15 protein-coding genes are annotated in these 18,059 nt (G+C 38.4%); 1 reads left to right on the forward strand and 14 read right to left on the reverse strand.

What is annotated here, in order from left to right; genetic code table 11:
• A partial coding sequence (locus tag BM163_RS04410; protein ID WP_177200251.1) for an RRXRR domain-containing protein occupies window positions 1-299 on the reverse strand: 299 nt, incomplete at its 3' end.
• A gap of 242 nt (window positions 300-541) precedes the next feature.
• On the reverse strand, window positions 542-1,660 hold the full coding sequence (locus BM163_RS04415; protein WP_089800652.1) for a M20/M25/M40 family metallo-hydrolase: 1,119 nt from the start codon (window positions 1,658-1,660) through the stop codon (window positions 542-544).
• A 275-nt stretch (window positions 1,661-1,935) separates the two neighbouring features.
• Between BM163_RS04415 and BM163_RS04420 the strand changes: the two genes are divergently transcribed.
• Window positions 1,936-2,073 carry a DUF4044 domain-containing protein gene (locus BM163_RS04420; RefSeq protein ID WP_089800654.1) on the forward strand — a complete coding sequence of 46 codons (138 nt, stop codon included), beginning with the start codon at window positions 1,936-1,938 and terminating at the stop codon, window positions 2,071-2,073.
• Between the two features lie 843 nt (window positions 2,074-2,916).
• Here the strand turns inward: BM163_RS04420 and BM163_RS04425 are convergent.
• From BM163_RS04425 to BM163_RS04480, 12 genes are all read right to left on the reverse strand, one after another.
• Window positions 2,917-3,870, reverse strand: coding sequence for an aromatic acid exporter family protein (locus BM163_RS04425; protein WP_089800656.1), 954 nt, complete (start codon window positions 3,868-3,870; stop codon window positions 2,917-2,919).
• Window positions 3,871-4,014: 144 nt separating this feature from the next.
• The gene (locus tag BM163_RS04430; protein WP_089800659.1) at window positions 4,015-6,033 is read right to left on the reverse strand and encodes a methyl-accepting chemotaxis protein; all 2,019 of its coding nucleotides are present in this window, start codon (window positions 6,031-6,033) and stop codon (window positions 4,015-4,017) included.
• A 201-nt stretch (window positions 6,034-6,234) separates the two neighbouring features.
• Entirely contained in the window at window positions 6,235-7,479 is a 1,245-nt protein-coding gene (locus tag BM163_RS04435) for a dihydrolipoamide acetyltransferase family protein (RefSeq protein WP_089800661.1), read from the reverse strand.
• 21 nt (window positions 7,480-7,500) lie between these two features.
• On the reverse strand, window positions 7,501-8,484 hold the full coding sequence (locus BM163_RS04440) for an alpha-ketoacid dehydrogenase subunit beta (protein ID WP_089800663.1): 984 nt from the start codon (window positions 8,482-8,484) through the stop codon (window positions 7,501-7,503).
• Window positions 8,485-8,496: 12 nt separating this feature from the next.
• Window positions 8,497-9,480 carry a thiamine pyrophosphate-dependent dehydrogenase E1 component subunit alpha gene (locus BM163_RS04445; protein ID WP_089800664.1) on the reverse strand — a complete coding sequence of 328 codons (984 nt, stop codon included), beginning with the start codon at window positions 9,478-9,480 and terminating at the stop codon, window positions 8,497-8,499.
• A gap of 21 nt (window positions 9,481-9,501) precedes the next feature.
• The gene (gene lpdA / locus BM163_RS04450) at window positions 9,502-10,917 is read right to left on the reverse strand and encodes a dihydrolipoyl dehydrogenase (protein WP_089800666.1); all 1,416 of its coding nucleotides are present in this window, start codon (window positions 10,915-10,917) and stop codon (window positions 9,502-9,504) included.
• 204 nt (window positions 10,918-11,121) lie between these two features.
• On the reverse strand, window positions 11,122-12,474 hold the full coding sequence (locus BM163_RS04455) for an aspartate kinase (RefSeq protein ID WP_089800668.1): 1,353 nt from the start codon (window positions 12,472-12,474) through the stop codon (window positions 11,122-11,124).
• Between the two features lie 108 nt (window positions 12,475-12,582).
• Window positions 12,583-13,362: a sporulation transcription factor Spo0A gene (gene spo0A / locus BM163_RS04460; protein ID WP_089800670.1), complete on the reverse strand. Its 780-nt coding sequence runs from the start codon at window positions 13,360-13,362 to the stop codon at window positions 12,583-12,585.
• Between the two features lie 153 nt (window positions 13,363-13,515).
• Window positions 13,516-14,676, reverse strand: a complete 1,161-nt coding sequence (spoIVB, locus tag BM163_RS04465) for a SpoIVB peptidase (RefSeq protein ID WP_089800672.1) — start codon at window positions 14,674-14,676, stop codon at window positions 13,516-13,518.
• Between the two features lie 342 nt (window positions 14,677-15,018).
• Window positions 15,019-16,740 carry a DNA repair protein RecN gene (gene recN, locus BM163_RS04470; RefSeq protein ID WP_089800674.1) on the reverse strand — a complete coding sequence of 574 codons (1,722 nt, stop codon included), beginning with the start codon at window positions 16,738-16,740 and terminating at the stop codon, window positions 15,019-15,021.
• Between the two features lie 24 nt (window positions 16,741-16,764).
• On the reverse strand, window positions 16,765-17,214 hold the full coding sequence (gene ahrC / locus BM163_RS04475; RefSeq protein WP_089800676.1) for a transcriptional regulator AhrC/ArgR: 450 nt from the start codon (window positions 17,212-17,214) through the stop codon (window positions 16,765-16,767).
• 19 nt (window positions 17,215-17,233) lie between these two features.
• Window positions 17,234-18,055: a TlyA family RNA methyltransferase gene (locus tag BM163_RS04480; protein WP_089800678.1), complete on the reverse strand. Its 822-nt coding sequence runs from the start codon at window positions 18,053-18,055 to the stop codon at window positions 17,234-17,236.
• Window positions 18,056-18,059 lie beyond the last annotated feature (4 nt).

An 18,059-nucleotide genomic window follows, 5' to 3' on the forward strand; every position in this document is an offset into this window, starting at 1 on the left:
CTGCTTCTTCGGTAGATTTTTTTAGTTTCAAGTAGTCCCTTTACATCTTGGCGACATTCAATGTTGCCTTTTGCTAAGACTCTGTCTTCTTGTGTTATCGCAACACCTGTGTACTTAGCACCTAAATCAATACCGACATGTGATTCATGTGTTGTCTCACCCGTCGGAACTAACATTTGAATCGTAAAAGGTTTGTAACTTATAATTTTTGCTTTCTTTTCTTTGAGTAATTTTCTTGCTTTTTGGTTTTTACAAGGGTCCAAATTGGACCCCCGCATTGATTTGACGAATACTCTCAAGATTCGCCCTCCTTTTAGAGTTAGTTTCCCTTCGCCAATGTTAGAAAAGCTTCGTGCAACAGGTTGACCACTCCTACCTCTCAGAGTTGTTACAGCGCCTGAACGACAAAATGTACTAGGGAATCATACAAAGTCGTATTCACTTTTCTAACGTAGTCCTCGAAAGACTTAGGCTAGACAATTAGGGCTTTTACAAGCCCCCACTTCAAAACGCATTAGCATTTAAGTGGTGGGTAATTGACTTATAAAAGGGCAACTGTTTTGATAATCTCAACAACAAGTTCCGTCACCTTAACGAGTTCCTTCATCGGCATCTTTTCGTTGGTCGTGTGAATATCTTGATACCCTACAGCCAAATTCACAGTTGGTATACCAAAACCTGAAATAATGTTTGCATCACTTCCACCACCACTTGTTTTCAACTCGAACTTTCGGCCAATCGACTCAACAGCCGTTTTGGCTATCTGAACAACTTGATCTGATTCTAGACGCTTAAATCCAGGATACATATACTCCGATTCTACTTCTACCTCTCCGCCCATTTCACTAGCAACAGATTCAAATGCTTCAACCATTGCTTCCACTTGCTGATCAACTTTCTCACGTACCAGTGAACGCGCTTCTGCGAGCACCTCAGCATAATCACAAACAATATTCGTTTTATCACCACCAGAGAAGCGACCGATATTCGCCGTCGTTTCCTCGTCAATGCGGCCAAGGGGCATTTTACTAATGGCTTTTGCTGCTATCGTAATGGCAGATACGCCTTTTTCGGGCGCTACACCTGCATGCGCTGTCTTGCCATGTATTTTAGCAAAAACCTTTACTTGTGTCGGTGCAGCAACAACAACATCACCTACAGGACCATCACTATCTAGGGCATAACCAAAATCAGCTGTAATCATCGTTTCATCTAACGCTTTTGCACCTACTAAGCCGGATTCCTCACCAACAGTAATGACGAACTGGATATCACCATGCGCAATATCTTGCTCCTTTAACACGCGAATCGTTTCAAAAATGGCCGCGAGGCCTGTTTTATCATCGGCACCTAAAATAGTCGTGCCATCTGTTTTAATTATATCGTCTTCTATAACCGGTGTAACACCTTTTCCAGGGACAACCGTATCCATATGTGACGTAAAATAAATAGTCGGTACTTCTTTTGTACCTTTTAATGTACAAATAAGATTATTTGCACCAAAACCCGTTTTTTCTTTAGCATCGTCTTCTTGTACTTCAACACCTAATGACTCAAACATCGCTTTTAACCGTGACTGAATCACACCTTCATGTCCCGTCTCTGAGTCGATTTGAACAAGCGTTAAAAATTCATCTACTAGTCTCTCTTTATTTACCATTCATTCCATTCCCTTCATTGGTCATTTGTCTCTTTCTACGTTACTCTATCTGTTTACCTTTTGTCAATTATACCTTATCCCTCATTAACTTCGCACTTCATTTACATTAACGATGACAGTGAGTTTTAAGTTTATCGTTAAGAACTTTTACTTGTATCTTCTCATCTTTCACGCTAAAATGTAAGTATTAGTGTATTGGTTTACATCATCCCTTACATGCAAGGCAACACGCTGTTTAAACAGATGACATTCACATAACGCTTGGAGGTTTAATAATGACAAAACAAACAAAGCAACACGAAACGACGAGAAAACCGTCAAAACGCGAACGTCGTAATAAACTGATTGTTTATATTATGATTCTTACGATGGTTAGCTCACTCTTGTTTACTGGTCTAGCTTACATTTTATAAAAGGCAAATAAAACGGCGGGTTCTCCTTTTAATCTGCCGTTTTTTGGTTGCATCATACTTGGTGTTGGTAAAGGGATTTTTAGCAAAAGAAAAATGACTCAACGCCATTTTATAGTATGCCAACGTAAAACCATTTACTTTATTTAAACAAAGTTGATATACCTTCTTTATTTTTATATAATTGGTATAATTTACACAAATTAAACCTATTGAATTTAAATAAAAGAAATGTGGTTATGTGACTTGGTTATATGTCGTTTTTGGTATTATTTTGTTAGCGTCGGGTCTCTGGGGATGGATGGCTAGATTAAAGTGGATGGAGAAAAAGCTTAATAAAATAAAAGATTAAGTTTAGATCAATTATTTATTAGGACAATTAAATTAAAGAGGTATACCATGGAATTTAAGTGGAAATTTATAAATCCGGTCATTATTATGTCATTACTAATAACCTTATTTGTAGTATTAACTAAAGACCCTATCGTCTATGTTAACCCCCTTTAGATACCGTATCGATCAACGGTAGTTTAGAAGTAGTTAACTTAAGTGAAAACAAAATCGTCTTATTTAGTCCTGACGTGAACTCAGGTAATTATGGCGATTTAATTGTTTTAGAATTCGATGAAGTATCTAATTCATTTGAAAAAATTACTAGTCAAAACATATATCTAGATAAATTTCTCGATTAATTTGACCAAACATTTAAGTTTCTGATGATTCATGGTGTCAAAGGTTGCAATCACCTCCAGTATTCTCCTTATTCCCAGCCACATCACTAATAACCAGGCAATCTTCTCCGTCGCCTGGTTATTCTTTGCGTTTTAACGATTAACGTCGCCTTACTTAATCTAGAATATCCTTAACGGTTTGATTCTTAATCGTTAAATAATGATCAATTTCATTTAATAACTGGAACAGATCTGCCCGAATTTCAAACTCTTCTCGTGTTTTCGGTAAATCTTGTTTTTCAAAACGATCGAGGAGGTCATTAACTGAATGAATATGATAATCTACGGGGTTTTCCGGGTAAATCGCATCGGCTAAATCATCCAATAAATCAGCAATTAACTTTGCTTGTTTGACCGACACCATTTGTGGCCGGATCACTTTTAACATCCGCTCCAATGAGTGTAGTTGGATTTCACGCATAGAAAAATAACTTCGGCGATAGCTTGTACTTTTTGAAAACGTATTTTCTAAGTCCCGTTGAACGAGGATATCCGCTTCTTTTAAGGCTTTTTTCGTAGCGATCAGCATTTCCCCATTAATAGTGACCACTTCTCCCCTTAAATACTTCGCAACATTTCTGAAGAAACTTTGATAATTTGACTCCACTTGTATACGTAAATCAGCAAATTTGTTGTCTAAATTGGGCATGTATAAGTTAAGTATTAGTGCGACACCAATACCAATAAACATTATCAATGCTTCGTTAATGATAATATCAATGTCCACACGTCGTGCTGCATAAAAATGAAATAAAATAACTAAACTCGTAACAATTCCTGGGGTAATATTTAATTTATCTGTTACGGGGATAAATAACAAAAGTAATAAACCAATTGTTAGTGGTGAGTAACCTATCCATTCAAATATGACATAAGCATAAACCATCGATAACAGCCCAGCGGCAATTCGGTGCCAAGCTGTCAAAAACGATTGCTTCCGAGTCGGTTGAATACATAAGACCGCGATAATTCCTGCTGACCCATAACTATCCAGTTGCATTAACTCAGCAATCCAGACAGCCGCTGGTGCAGCAATAGCTGTTTTTAATGTTCTATAACCAATTTGCATAACGTCACCTCAATTTCTCTCTTTTAAAGCCTTAATTATAACGTATTTTCTAATATTGTGCATCTATACACATGCCAATCAACAAACATCCTCGCTTTCATAAGAAAAACGGCCTGAGACAATGCTCAGACCGAATTATGATGCTTACACTTTAAAACGATACAATTGTTGTTTTAATCGGTCGGATAATAATTGTAGTGTGGATGCTTGTTGATCAAGTTCTTCTACTGCACGTTTTTGTTCCTCAATTGTTGCAGTAGTTTCTTCAATACCCGCAGAACTTTCCTCACTAATGTTCGCCACTTTTTTAACATTTTGATGGATGGATAAACTGTTCTGATCAATAGCACCTAATTGTCTTTTCATCGTTTCGATAACGTTGCTTAATTGATTAATTTGATGATTGATTGTGGTAAAGTTTTCTTTGGACTGACTAAGCTCCTTCATCCCTTGTTCTGTTTCTTTTGCCGTTTCTTTAAGTGATGTATTAACATAACCAGATTCATTGTTCATTTCAACTATGACCGTTTCAATATCGACCGCCGCTTTTGAGACTTGGTCAGCTAATTTTCTAATTTCATCAGCTACGACAGCAAACCCCTTACCCGCTTCACCAGCACGAGTAGCTTCGATTGCGGCATTTAATGCCAGTAAGTTAGTTTGCTTGGTAATATCATTAATGACCGACGTTAAATCAACGACCGCTTGTGTTTTTATTTCTAATTCACCCATGCGATTATTCGCTTTCTCAACATCTACATTAATTTTTTTCATCTGTTTAAAAGCATGATCCATTTGCGACAGCCCATCCAACGATGATTGTTTCACTTCAGATGAAAATGCACTTAATTGATTCGCTTTTTCAGACATGTCTCTTGTTTCACGCGTGAGTACTTCAGTATATATCGAGATGTCTCCAGTTAATTGAGCTTGCTCTTCAGCACCCTCAGCGATGGTGGTCATCACATCATTTAATTGTGTTGTTCCCTCAGTTAACGCACGACTCTCAATTGATAACTGTATCGATTCATCATCAAGTGTTTTCGCCTCATGCGTCGTTGTTCGAACAAATTCAGATAAATTATCAACCATCACTTTAATACTATTAGCTAATGTGTTTACTTCTCCCGTCGCTTTCACATTCACTTGCTGATTTAATTCACCTTGTGCGATTGCTGCGGCAGTTTTAGATAAATATATAATTGGTTTAGCAATGGAGTTAGAAATGATTACCGCTGTTAATATAACCGCAAGAAGTGTTAATGTCGCAACAACGATAACAATTTGTCTTAGTTGTCTCACCGGCTTTAAAGCGTAATCTGTAGCTTCACTGACAATTAACACCCAATCATTTCCTTTATATGATTGATAGCCATCACTCATACTAAACCCAATCAAACTATCAACACCGTCACTAGATGCTGTTTGAATATTGCCGACTTCACCTCTATTTAACCTTTCAACCGTCTTAAAAAGTTCTGATGTTTGATCAAGACCCGTATCTTCTTCCTCATCCGAAACAGATGCTTGTGTCGTCGTATCAGCTAATTTCTCACCTGATTGATTCACAAGTTCAACAGTCACATGTTCAGTCGCAATACGATTGACTTCATCCCAAATATGCCGAATTGGAAAAGCCCCACGCAAAACACCACCGCCACTACTCGTTAAAGGTTGATAAATATAGATTACTTGTTCACCTAATACTTCATCATACACGGTATCTGAGACAACCAACTCACCTTGTCCAATGGCAGCAGCATCAGAGAGAGCCATCTTACCATTTCCTGTATCAGTAATCGTGTCATTCTCTAGATCCACTACCGTTAAACGCTCAAAATACACTTCTCGCGTTAATGCATCGTTTAATTGCTGTTGATCTACCTCTTCAACACGTAATATTTGTTGTAAATTAGCTAAGTCATATGTTCGTTCATACATAAATCGGTCCAGCTTTTCCATATGTATTTGTGCCGTTGATTCTACTTTTTGATTGACTTCATGTGTTAACGAACGAGCAGCAATGACGTACACAAGCCCTCCAATGATAAACATAGCTAATAATGAAACACTACTAAATGCGATAATAATTTTTCGTCTAATCCCCCACTTTGACGTTTGATTCCCCTTTTTCTCCAACTTACTCCCTTGTTTAATCAGCATAAATATCCCCTCTCTTGTGAATCGCTACACAATTATACAATAGAGACTAAAAAGAATAAATAGTTTTCAAACATTTTAATTTTTAGCCCGTTTGTATATGACGATAGTCACTCGATATAGCAATTTACCGAGCAAAAATACCCTCTTTCGTAGATATTATCTACGATAAGAGGGTATTACTGCCTTTAAATGTTTAAGCGGTTAATAAATCGGTGTTGTATCACCTGAAATATTTTCTAAAATGTCTTTCACATGAGACATAAATCGACCACAGATGACACCATCTAACACACGATGATCCAATGATAAACAAAGATTCACCATATCTCTTGCGGCGAACATATCATTAATAATGACTGGACGTTTAACGATTGATTCTACTTGAAGAATCGCTGCCTGAGGATAGTTAATAACCCCCATAGACTGAACCGAACCAAACGTCCCTGTGTTGTTAACTGTAAACGTTCCACCGGCCATATCTTCTTTTGTTAATTGACCATGTCGTGCTTTATGAGCTAAAACATGCACATCTTTTGCGATCCCTTTAATACTTTTCTCATCGACATTCTTAATGACTGGGACATACAATTCCGTTTCGTTCCCAACTGCGATGGAAAGATTAATATCTTTGTGTTGAACAATTTTATCTCCTTGCCAAGAACTATTGAGTTCTGGGAATTTCTTAAGAGCTTTTGCGACAGCATTTAAGAAAAATGAAAAGTAGGAAAGGTTATACCCTTCTTGTTCTTTAAATTTAGCCTTTTCTTCATTTCGATAATTGACAAGGTTTGTCACATCAACTTCAATCATCATCCAAGCATGTGGAATCTCAGATGTTGCCCGTACCATGTTTTCAGCGATAGACTTACGAATGCCTGTGACAGGAATTTCTCGGTCACCTTTAAATGCAGGCATGGTGTCTTTCTTTTTAACAGCTTTTGTTGACGGTTCCGCCGCAACCTTAGTGTCTATGCGGCGACTTGATTCAGACCGGCTCGCAAGGTGAGCTTCCACATCCTTGCGTGTAATCCGGCCATGTAAACCTGTACCTAAAACCTCGCTTAAATCAACGTTATGCTGGTTTGCTAACATTAATACTTTAGGTGAATAGCGTTCACGCATTGATTGCTTTTCATTCACTAAATCAGCTGCTTCATTGATAGCTATAGGAGAATGCTTCTTTAGTTCATCTTCTGTATCAGCTGAAGGTACTTCTATATGGCATAAAGGCGTGCCTACAGCGACTGTTTCTCCTTCATCAACTAAACATGCTGTCACTGTACCTGAAAAGCTTGATGGTACTTCAGCATTGACCTTATCTGTCATGACATCAACGAGCGGCTGATAAAGTTCCACTTCATCACCAGGTTTAACAAGCCAACTGCTGATGGTTCCCTCCGTCACACTTTCTCCTAACTGAGGCATCGTCATTGTTTTAATCGCCACGTTCATTCCTCCTCTCACGATTTAATATTGGGCTACTTCCAACATTTTTTCGTATACTTTATCTTCAGTGACCATAAACGCTTGTTCGAGTGGCGGTGCATAAGGCATCGCTGGCACATTTGGTGCCGCTAAGCGCGCAATAGGTGCATCAAGGTCAAATAAACAATGTTCGGCAATAATAGCGGATACTTCACTTATGATGCTGCCTTCTTTATTATCTTCTGTAATTAATAGCACTTTTCCGGTCTTTTTGGCAGCGGCAATAATCGCTTGTTCATCGAGTGGATAGACTGTTCGTAAATCGACTAGTTCCGTTGTGAAACCTGATTTTTCAAGTTTATCTGCTGCTTTTTTACTAAACTCTACACATAATCCATACGTAATAACCGTTAAATCTTCACCTTCTCTAACCGTATTAGCTTTACCAATGTCAATAATGATTTCTTCATCTGGAATCTCCTCTTTTAGTAAGCGGTAAGCTTTTTTGTGCTCAAAGTAAAGAACAGGATCCGGATCACGAATGGCTGCTTTTAGTAGACCCAATGCATCTTTTGGTGATGATGGCATAACGATTTTCAGTCCAGGCTGTGATGCAAACAATGACTCAAGTGATTGAGAGTGATACAGCGCACCATGAACCCCACCACCGTAAGGTGCCCGAATAGTTATTGGACAACTCCAGTCATTATTTGAACGGTAACGCATTTTAGCTGCCTCCGAAATAATCTGGTTGACTGCTGGAAGGATAAAATCGACAAACTGAATTTCCGCAATTGGTCTCATCCCGTACATACTTGCCCCAATGCCGACACCGACAATGGCTGATTCGGCTAAGGGGGTATCTATGACACGCTCTTTACCAAACGTTTCATATAACCCTTCGCTTGCGCGAAAAACCCCACCGCGTTTACCGACATCTTCTCCTAGAAGAAAGACGTTATCATCCCGATGCATCTCTTCTTTCATTGCCCGATTAATTGCTTCTATATAAGACATCACTGCCATAAAAAATCCCTCCTATTGATGATAAACCCCGTCAAATAATGTACTGACATCTGCATATGGTGCTTCATCTGCATACGTGGTTGCTTCATCGATTAATGCTTTTATTTTAGCTTCATAAGCTTGCTCAATATCAGCTGTTAATATTCCTTGATCCTTTAGTGTACGCTTAAATATAATTAACCCGTCTTTTTCTTTTGCAAGGTCCACTTCTTCTTTCGTACGATAGGTTAAATCATTGTCATCACTAGAGTGTGGAGTTAAGCGATAAGCAACCGCCTCAATTAAAGTTGGTCCCATACCAGCTAATGCGCGCTTTCGCGCATTGCTAATGGCTTGATAGACAGCAACAGGATCATTACCATCCACCGTCTCACCATGAATCCCATAGCCAATGGCACGATCAGATATATGTTTACAATTTACTTGTTGCTCGATGCCACAAGAAATAGCATATTGATTGTTTTCAACCATTACAATAACTGGCAAGTCATGTACACTCGCAAAGTTTAACCCTTCATGGAAATCACCTTGATTACTAGAGCCTTCTCCAAGTGTCACAAAACTCACCGCTTCTTCTTGTTTCATCTTAAGCGCTAACGCTATCCCAACCGCATGTGGTACTTGCGTGGTTACCGGTGATGAACCCGAAAGCATATTCAAGCGACGATGACCAAAGTGCCCCGGCATTTGTCTGCCACCTGAATTAGGGTCTTCTGCTTTTGCGAAGGCTTGAAGGAATAATTCTTTTACTGTCATGCCCATCGTTAGAACAACGCCTACGTCACGGTAATACGGCGCGGTATAGTCCACACCTTTATGAAGTGCAAAACTGCTTCCAACTTGCATCGCTTCTTGCCCTTGACATGAGACGACAAACGGTATTTTCCCCGAACGGTTTAACAACCACATCCGTTCATCACTGCGTCTTGATAACAACATATAGTAAAACATATCTAATAATTGATCATTTGATAATCCACTATCTTTTAGTGTCATGTATATCTACCTCCTTCATATTTACACGTGTACCGGTCGATCGATAGCTAATAAGCTTACTTCTTCAATCACTTCAGACATCGATGGATGCGGGTGAATCGTTTCTCCAAACTCTTCAATAGAAGCATTAAGCACCATACCTAGTCCGACTTCTGATATAAGTTCTGTTGCTTTATCGCCAATAATGGATACACCTAATACGTCGCGGGTGTCGTCATTAATGACGACTTTGACAAACCCATCACACGCGTCATTAACGATGGCTTTACCGATAGCTTGAAATGGGTATTTAGCTGTTTTCACATGAGTAAATAAAGCTTTAGCTTCACTTTCAGTGAGACCAACTGTCGCAACTTCTGGTGTTGAATAGACACAGCTTGGGATAAACTGAAGCGGCGTTAAATCAATCGGTTGATCAAACATATGATTGACAGCTGCTTTCCCCTCAAAACTCGCCACATGCGCTAATTGCTTTCCACCTATTACATCACCCACCGCATAAATATGCGCTTCCTTTGTTTGAAAGTTCTCGTTTACTTTAATAAACCCGTAATCATCTGTTTCTATTTGCGTATTATTTAGACCTAATTGATCTGTTTCAGCTATTCGTCCTGCACTCACAAGTACATGACTTGTTATAATTGGCGTCGGCTCATTGGCTAATGTAAGTTCAATTAAATCCTCATCATCTCGTACACGAGAACCCATGACAGTTGTATTCACATACACCTTCAGGCCTCTTTTTTTGAGTTGTGTTAATATTTCCTTTTGAACATCTGGTTCAAATCCGGGTAGTAGATGTTTTTGTTGTTCAACGAGTGTGACCTGAACACCAAAATCAAGCATCATAGAAGCCCACTCCACCCCAATGACACCACCACCTACGATTGTTAAAGAGGTAGGTAGTTCTTCCAGCGCGAGGATACTATCTGAAGATAGAATACGCTGATGGTCGAACGGCAATGACTCAAGACTTCTTGGCTTAGCACCTGTCGCAATGAGTACCTGCTTACCAATTAACGTTTCTGTCTCTTCCGTTGTTTCGACTGACACAGCACCGGCAAGTGGTGAAAAAATCGATGGTCCTAGCAGGCGGGCAACCCCATAATACATATCTACACGGTGTTTTTTCATTAGTTGATTCACACCTTGATAAAGCTTGTCAACGACGGTATTTTTGCGTTGGAAGGCCTCTAAATAATTAAAGGCTAGATCCTTCACTTTCACACCGAATAACCCGCATTTTTTAACTGTTTGAAAGACTTCGGCACTTTTAAGTAGTGCCTTTGTTGGGATGCATCCTTTATGAAGGCATGTACCACCTAACCTGTCCTTTTCAACAATGGCAACTGTTTTACCTAACTGACGGGCGCGGATGGCAGAAATATAGCCGCCCATACCACCACCCAGTATGACTAGGTCATAATTTTTAGACATAAAAAGACTCCTTTTAATAGAAGATATATAACAAAACGTTCATGTTTATCATAGCGCTTCGATGATATATTTTCAAGCAATAATTATAATTAGATATTAGAACCTGGTTATATTTTATTTTTTTATGCTGATTCCAGAAATAAGACAAAAAAAACTACTAGCTAATCTATCCATAGATTAGCTAGTAGTTAGAGTAATCATCATTTAATTCTCCTCAAAAAACACTCTATAAAGCGATTGAACAGCACGCTTTACACCTTCTTCTTTAATGCCAAACATCATAGACACTTCAGAAGAACCTTGATTAATCATTTCTAAGTTAACATCAGCTTCTTCAAACGCTTTTGTTGCCTTAGCTGCTGTACCAACAAAACTATGCATGCCTTCACCAACAATCATAATAAGCGCCAGACGTCGATCAATATAAACCGTATCAGGCTTTAATTCTTTGTTTATACGATTTATAACGATGGCCTCTTTTTCTTCTGTTAATTGGTTTTCTCGAATAATGACGGATAAGTCATCGATACCAGAAGGTGTATGTTCGAATGAGATACCTTCATCTTCTAGTATGTTTAATAAGCGTCGCCCAAAACCAATTTCGCGATTCATTAAATACTTACTAACATAAAGACTGACAAAACCGGTGTCACTCGCAATACCAACAACCGCTTGATTAGTCTCAGCTTTTTCATTAACAATCATCGTCCCTTTAGCACCTGGATTATTAGTATTTTTAATACAGACTGGGATGCGCTCTTTAAAGGCTGGAATTAGTGCTTCGGCATGAAAGACTGAAAATCCGGCGTAGGATAGTTCCCGCATTTCTTTATAGGTTAATGAGGTAATTTCCTTCGGATTTTTAACAATCTGTGGGTTCACACAGTAGACAGAATCAACATCCGTAAAGTTTTCGTATAAATCTGCTTTTACCCCGGCAGCAACAATTGACCCAGTAATATCACTCCCACCACGAGAAAATGTTACCAACTTACCTTCTTTTGTGTAACCAAAGAAACCTGGAATAACCATGATTTCATCGTGTTTCGTCAATTGATGAATAAGTTTAAAGCTCTCATCCAAAATTTGCGCACTGCCTGGTTGATCACTTAAAATTAACCCAGCTTCTTTTGGATTAACATAACGAGCATGCATACCTAGCGATACAAGGTATTCACTCAAGATTTTTGCTAGTGAATCTTCACCGATGGCTTTAATAGCGTCAAGTTTTGTTGCTAAATCGTTCCCGTCATTGAATATTTTTCTAACGCGGGTTTGAATATCATGTAAAACATCCTTAGACAAATGAAGTTCTTCTAGAATGGCCTCAAATCTGTCTACAACACGCTGAAGCTCTTGTTCATGTGATTGACCAAGACGGTACGCTTCTCCTAGATCAATAAGTAGATCTGTTACTTTAATGTCATCACTGTTTCTCTTCCCCGGTGCAGACACAACAATAATTTTTCTGTCCGCATCACTTTGAATAATATTGGCTACTTTTTTTAGTTGTTCAGCATTTGCGACTGAACTTCCCCCGAATTTAGCTACTTTCATCTCTTTAACATCTCCAATAATCTTTATAATAGTATAAATACTATCATAAAAATGCGAAAATTGTTATAGTAAAATTCAGATTATTTCATTTTTTATGTATAAGGCATTTTAACTCGCTTTATACTTTAATCTTAAATGATCTGCAACCATAGCGATGAATTCTGAGTTTGTCGGTTTGGCTTTATGCGCATTAACTGTATACCCAAATAAGTCAGTAATAGAATCAATATTTCCTCTTGCCCAAGCAACTTCAATAGCATGCCTAATGGCGCGTTCCACGCGTGAAGGGGTAGTATTAAACTTCTTTGCGATATCAGGATAAAGGATTTTTGTAATCGAGCCTAATAATTCTATATCATGAAAAATCATGGTGATTGCTTCTCTTAAGTACATATAGCCCTTAATGTGAGCTGGTACACCGACCTCATGAATGATATTTGTAATGCTGGCCTCTAAATCAAATGTCTTTCTATTGTGATCGGGTAATTTACTCGTATTACGTTTTGATTCTGTAAACCCTTGTACCGCTTGGATTTTATGCTCAAGTTGTTCAAAATCGAAAGGTTTTAAAATAAAGTAACTCGCTCCTAATTCACTAGCCCGTTTCATCACATCCTCCTGCCCAAACGCTGTTAACATGATGATTTGCGGCTTCTTTTTTAAACGCATCGATTGGATAGTTTCAAGTACACTGATCCCGTCCATTTGAGGCATGATAATATCTAACAAGACAACATCTGGTTCGACATCCTTTATAATCTCTACACCTTCTTTTCCATTGTTAGCTACGCCTAAGACGTCATATGCCGGCTTATTTGAAAAATACTCCTCCAACATATCCGTTAAAGCGATGTTATCATCAATAAAGACAAGTTCTGTTTGTTTCATATATATTTCCTCCTTTTTATGATGTAAATCTCAAGTTAATTTCGACATTGGTTTGAGTTCTCCTGCACAATTCATTAAATTTCATAAATTATGTTAAAACTAGTGGCGATTCGACAAAAACAGACAAGCTCATGAGAGCTTGTCTGTTTCATCTTATGCCGCTTTTTGATTCTCTGTCTGATTTTGAGTATCCAACATCCATTGCAAATATACACCATAACCTTTGAGTGGATCATCTACAAATACATGTGTCACCGCTCCAACAAACTTGCCTTGTTGAATAATGGGACTTCCACTCATTCCTTGGACAATTCCACCCGTCTCGCTAATTAAACGGGTATCTGTTACTTTCATGACGAAGCTTTTGATTTCAGGTGACGTTTGGTGATTTACTTCAATAATTTCACAATCAAACCTTTCCACTTTTTCGCCTTTTAGCACTGTCAATAATTGAGCTGGACCGACTTCAACATCTTCCGGCTTTGCTACGACAATAGGTTCATCATAAAGGCTATGTTGCGGTATTTCTGTCAGTTCTCCAAACACACCAAAAATCGAATGTTGCCTTATAGCACCAAGAATTCCACGTTCAGTCATAAAATGCGCTTGTTTATCACCAGGTTTGTGTTTCTCACTTTTATTGATTTGATCAACATAGGAATAAAACAAGACACCATTTTCAATAGTCTCAACCGGTTGATCTAGTGCATATATATTATGCCCTAATCCTCCATATAGCCTTGTTTTAGGGTCATAATACGTGAGTGTACCGACACCAGATAATTGATCTTGAATAAGCACACCTATTCGAAATATTTCCCTCTCTGTTTCTATTGGTTTTATTTTAACCTTTACCTTATCTCCTTTACGCAGTAAATCGACCATTATCGTTTCTTGACCGTTTTCTGCTAAAAAAGATGTGACATCACTCATTTTCCGTATAAGTTGGTCATTAATGGCTACAATAATATCACCTACTTCACAACCAGCTTCTTTTCCGGGTGATGTGCGTTCATTATTTTGTTCAACTTCTTCAAATCCGACAATCACCACGCCTTCACCTTCTAACTGCATACCAATGGATTGACCTGACGGTATGAGTAGTGTGTTAGCTTGAACCAATCTGTTCCTCCCCACCTCGAGACTCGATTGGTCATGTTCGTTTCGGTTAAAATTTTTGTGCATACCGGAAACTTCAGATGATACGAGCTGAGCACGAGGTAAATTTTCTGCATAAAGATGATGCTTAGTTGGTACAAAAACTAAAAAAAATAACACCATCAAACACATGCTCTGTTTAATTAATTGCGACATAGCTTCCTCTCCTTTCAATTTGATACGAGTAGCTTATGTCAAAATTGATGCAATTACTCATTGTAATGATAAGTAAAGCTAGCAGCATTTACTAATCAAGTTTACGTATAAAAAGATCGAGTAGGAGGTAGGTGATTATTTTACCTACCAACCTCTCACACCATCGTAAGTGTGCGTCTGTATAAAGCTGTTTAATAATTTAAGTATTTTTTAATTTATAAGCGATCATTTGAAAGTACTTGGTGAAGGTCAGGGCTCATCAAGCTATTCCAACACTTTTTTCCATGCCGGTCGCACGTAAAAAAGCCACCTTACATGATGTAAGGTGACCGTCGTCATTTATTATATTTTTTTAAATTCCTCTGCATATTCAATTAATGAGAGCGCATGTGCCCGGGATGTTTCTGTTATCTCTTTTCCTGTCATCATGCGGGCTAATTCATCCGTCCTTGTATCGATAGTTAACTCGTTTACTGTCGTATGGGTATGATTATCCGTTTGCTTTTTCTCAATCAAAACATGGGTGTCAGCCATAGCAGCCACTTGTGGTAAATGTGTAATACAGAGCACCTGTGAACCACTCGCAATTGAGGCGATTTTTTCTGCGATAGCTTGTGCTACACGGCCACTAACTCCCGTATCAACTTCATCAAAAATAACACTGGTTATTCCTTGATGCTTAGCAAATATTTTTTTTAATGCTAACATGATTCGTGAGAGCTCTCCACCTGAGGCTACTTTATTTAAAGGTTTAATGGGTTCTCCTGGATTAGTTGATAACAAAAATTGCACGTGATCATTACCATTAGAACTTAATTTAATGTGATCAACATGATCTTTTACTTGGTTCATATTTTGCTTTAGTTTAATTTCCACTTGAAATTTCGCTTTTTCTAAATATAAATCTGCCAGTTCGTTTCGCATAGCAATTTCTAACGCCTCTTTTGCTTTCATTCTTAAATGGTGTAACTGTTCAGCTTCAAGAGCAGCATCGTGCACTTTATTTTCTACTTGTTCTTTCAAACGTGATAATGAACCATCTCTGTCTTCTAGTTGTTCAATTTCATCACTGATTTTCGCTTGATATTCAATCATCTCATCCACGCTTGTGCCATATTTTCGCATTAAACGCGATAATTCATTTAAACGAGACTCAATCATGTTTAATCGATCCGGATTAAATTCAAACGCATCCAAATAATCTCTTAGACGATAAGTGACATCTTCAATCATATAAAAAGCTTCCAGGTACGTATTTTTCACGTCACCTAAACTTGCATCATAATCACTTGCATCAACCAAGGCTGTTTGAGCAAGTGTAAGCCAGTCATTGGCACGTTGTTCTTCTGTGATTGCCTGATAGGCTTCTGTTACCCCAGCAAAGATTTTTTCTGCATGACTTAATTTATCTCGCTCAAGGTTGAGTTCTACGTCTTCGTTCGGTACAAGTTCGGCTGATTGCAATTCATTTAGTTGGAACTTTAATAGATCTAAACGTTGAATAATATCTTGTTCATTCGTTTGTAATTTAAGCAGGCGATCTTTTAGCTTTTTCCACTGTCGATACACATCTTGGTAATCTTCTAAAGCCTGGCCGATGCCTTGTTGGTCAAAAAGATCTAATAATTCAATATGTACTTCCTGATTCATAAGTGATTGCGTTTCATGTTGCGTGTGAATGTCAATTAAGATACGACCAAATTCTTTTAAAATGCCTAATGTGACGAGTGTCCCATTGACGCGGCAAATACTTTTGCCTGAATCAGAAATCGTTCGGTGAAGAATGATTACAGCCTCATCAATTTCTACACCGTAATTTTCTGCAATTTTATAAGCGGGATGCTTAAGATCATCCAGCGCAAATAAGCCTTCTAAAGAAGCTTTCTTAGCGCCATGTTTAACAAACTCAACTGAACCACGGCCGCCAGCCAATAACTGAATGGCATCAATAATAATCGATTTTCCTGCGCCCGTCTCCCCAGTTAAAACTGTTAAACCTTCTTTAAATTGCAGTTGTAAATGATCAATAATCGCGAAATCCCTAATTGATAGCTCTGTTAACATGTTGGTCTCTCCCGTCTACAAAATCTACAGCATCGCTAAAAAGCGTTGTTCTATCTCATCAGTCACAGCAACATCACGGCAAATAACCAATATTGTATCATCACCACAAATAGAGCCAAGAACTTCTGGCCAGTCTAAGTTGTCTATTAAAGCACCGAGAGCATTGGCATTTCCAGGAAGTGTTTTTATGACCAAAAAGTGCGTTGCTTTGTCAATGCGGACAAAGGCATCACGCATTAATCTTTTTAATTTTTCTAACGGATTGAAACGTTGATCAGCCGGTAAGCTATATTTATAGCGTCCTTCTGATGTGGGTACTTTCACTAAGTGCAGCTCTTTAATATCTCGTGAAATTGTTGCTTGTGTGACAGGGTACCCTTCTTCTCTTAGCGCATCGACAAGTTCATCTTGTGTTTCTATCTCATTACTTGTAATAAATTCTCGAATTTTAATATGACGCTGTCCTTTATTCATTGTTCGCCAACCTCTCTGTTTACTTACTTAACGATTGATGTGCATCGACGATTGTCTTCTCAATAAGCTCAGGCCAATCAGCGATTGTCTCGTTTTTTTCTGTACGTTTAATATGAACTAAAAATTCGATATTACCGTCACCACCGGTAATAGGTGAATACGTTAAATCAAGTATTGAAAAACCTTCAGCCATCATGAAAGTAAGCGTTCTCTCAAGAACATCCCTGTGTACTGCCATGTCTCTTACAATCCCTTTTTTACCCACTTGACTCTTTCCAGCTTCAAATTGCGGCTTAATTAGCACGATAGCATCGCCATTCATCACTAAAATATCTTTTAGAGGTGGCATAATTAAACGCAAGGAGATAAACGACACATCAATTGTCACAAAGTCTGGTAAGCCCTTTATAAACAATGCCGGTGTTGCATGTCTAAAGTTGGTTCTTTCCATCACAATCACACGCGGATCATTTCGAAGCTTCCATGCCAGTTGATTATACCCTACGTCTAAAGCATAACTTAGCTTTATGCCGTTCATCAGAGCACAATCCGTAAAGCCTCCTGTTGATGATCCGATATCCAGCATCGTACGTCCGGTAATATCTAAATTAAAATAGGCTAACGCCTTTTCTAATTTTAGTCCACCACGACCAACGTAGGGCATCACATTACCTTTTACAGTTAAAGGTATATCGTCATTTACTTTAACCCCTGGTTTATCTAGTCTTAACGTCTCTGAGTAGACAAGTCCTGCCATCACCGCTCGCTTTGCTTTTTCTCTTGTTTCACATAGGCCTCGCTCCACTAGTAATATATCTAGTCTTACTTTATTTACTTTCATGACA

This window comes from Halolactibacillus alkaliphilus (assembly GCF_900115465.1).
Classification (GTDB): Bacteria; Bacillota; Bacilli; order Bacillales; family Amphibacillaceae; genus Halolactibacillus; species Halolactibacillus alkaliphilus.

Bases quoted from the DNA above. Each gene is read 5' to 3' on its own strand.
- spo0A (WP_089800670.1), bottom strand. From the start codon at position 13,362: ATGAAACAAACAGAACTTGTCTTTATTGATGATAACATCGCTTTAACG.
- BM163_RS04480 (WP_089800678.1), bottom strand. From the start codon at position 18,055: ATGAAAGTAAATAAAGTAAGACTAGATATATTACTAGTGGAGCGAGGC.
- recN (WP_089800674.1), bottom strand. From the start codon at position 16,740: ATGTTAACAGAGCTATCAATTAGGGATTTCGCGATTATTGATCATTTA.
- BM163_RS04420 (WP_089800654.1), top strand. From the start codon at position 1,936: ATGACAAAACAAACAAAGCAACACGAAACGACGAGAAAACCGTCAAAA.
- BM163_RS04425 (WP_089800656.1), bottom strand. From the start codon at position 3,870: ATGCAAATTGGTTATAGAACATTAAAAACAGCTATTGCTGCACCAGCG.
- spoIVB (WP_089800672.1), bottom strand. From the start codon at position 14,676: ATGTCGCAATTAATTAAACAGAGCATGTGTTTGATGGTGTTATTTTTT.
- BM163_RS04440 (WP_089800663.1), bottom strand. From the start codon at position 8,484: ATGGCAGTGATGTCTTATATAGAAGCAATTAATCGGGCAATGAAAGAA.
- ahrC (WP_089800676.1), bottom strand. From the start codon at position 17,214: ATGAATAAAGGACAGCGTCATATTAAAATTCGAGAATTTATTACAAGT.
- BM163_RS04455 (WP_089800668.1), bottom strand. From the start codon at position 12,474: ATGAAAGTAGCTAAATTCGGGGGAAGTTCAGTCGCAAATGCTGAACAA.
- lpdA (WP_089800666.1), bottom strand. From the start codon at position 10,917: ATGTCTAAAAATTATGACCTAGTCATACTGGGTGGTGGTATGGGCGGC.
- BM163_RS04415 (WP_089800652.1), bottom strand. From the start codon at position 1,660: ATGGTAAATAAAGAGAGACTAGTAGATGAATTTTTAACGCTTGTTCAA.
- BM163_RS04430 (WP_089800659.1), bottom strand. From the start codon at position 6,033: ATGCTGATTAAACAAGGGAGTAAGTTGGAGAAAAAGGGGAATCAAACG.
- BM163_RS04445 (WP_089800664.1), bottom strand. From the start codon at position 9,480: ATGACACTAAAAGATAGTGGATTATCAAATGATCAATTATTAGATATG.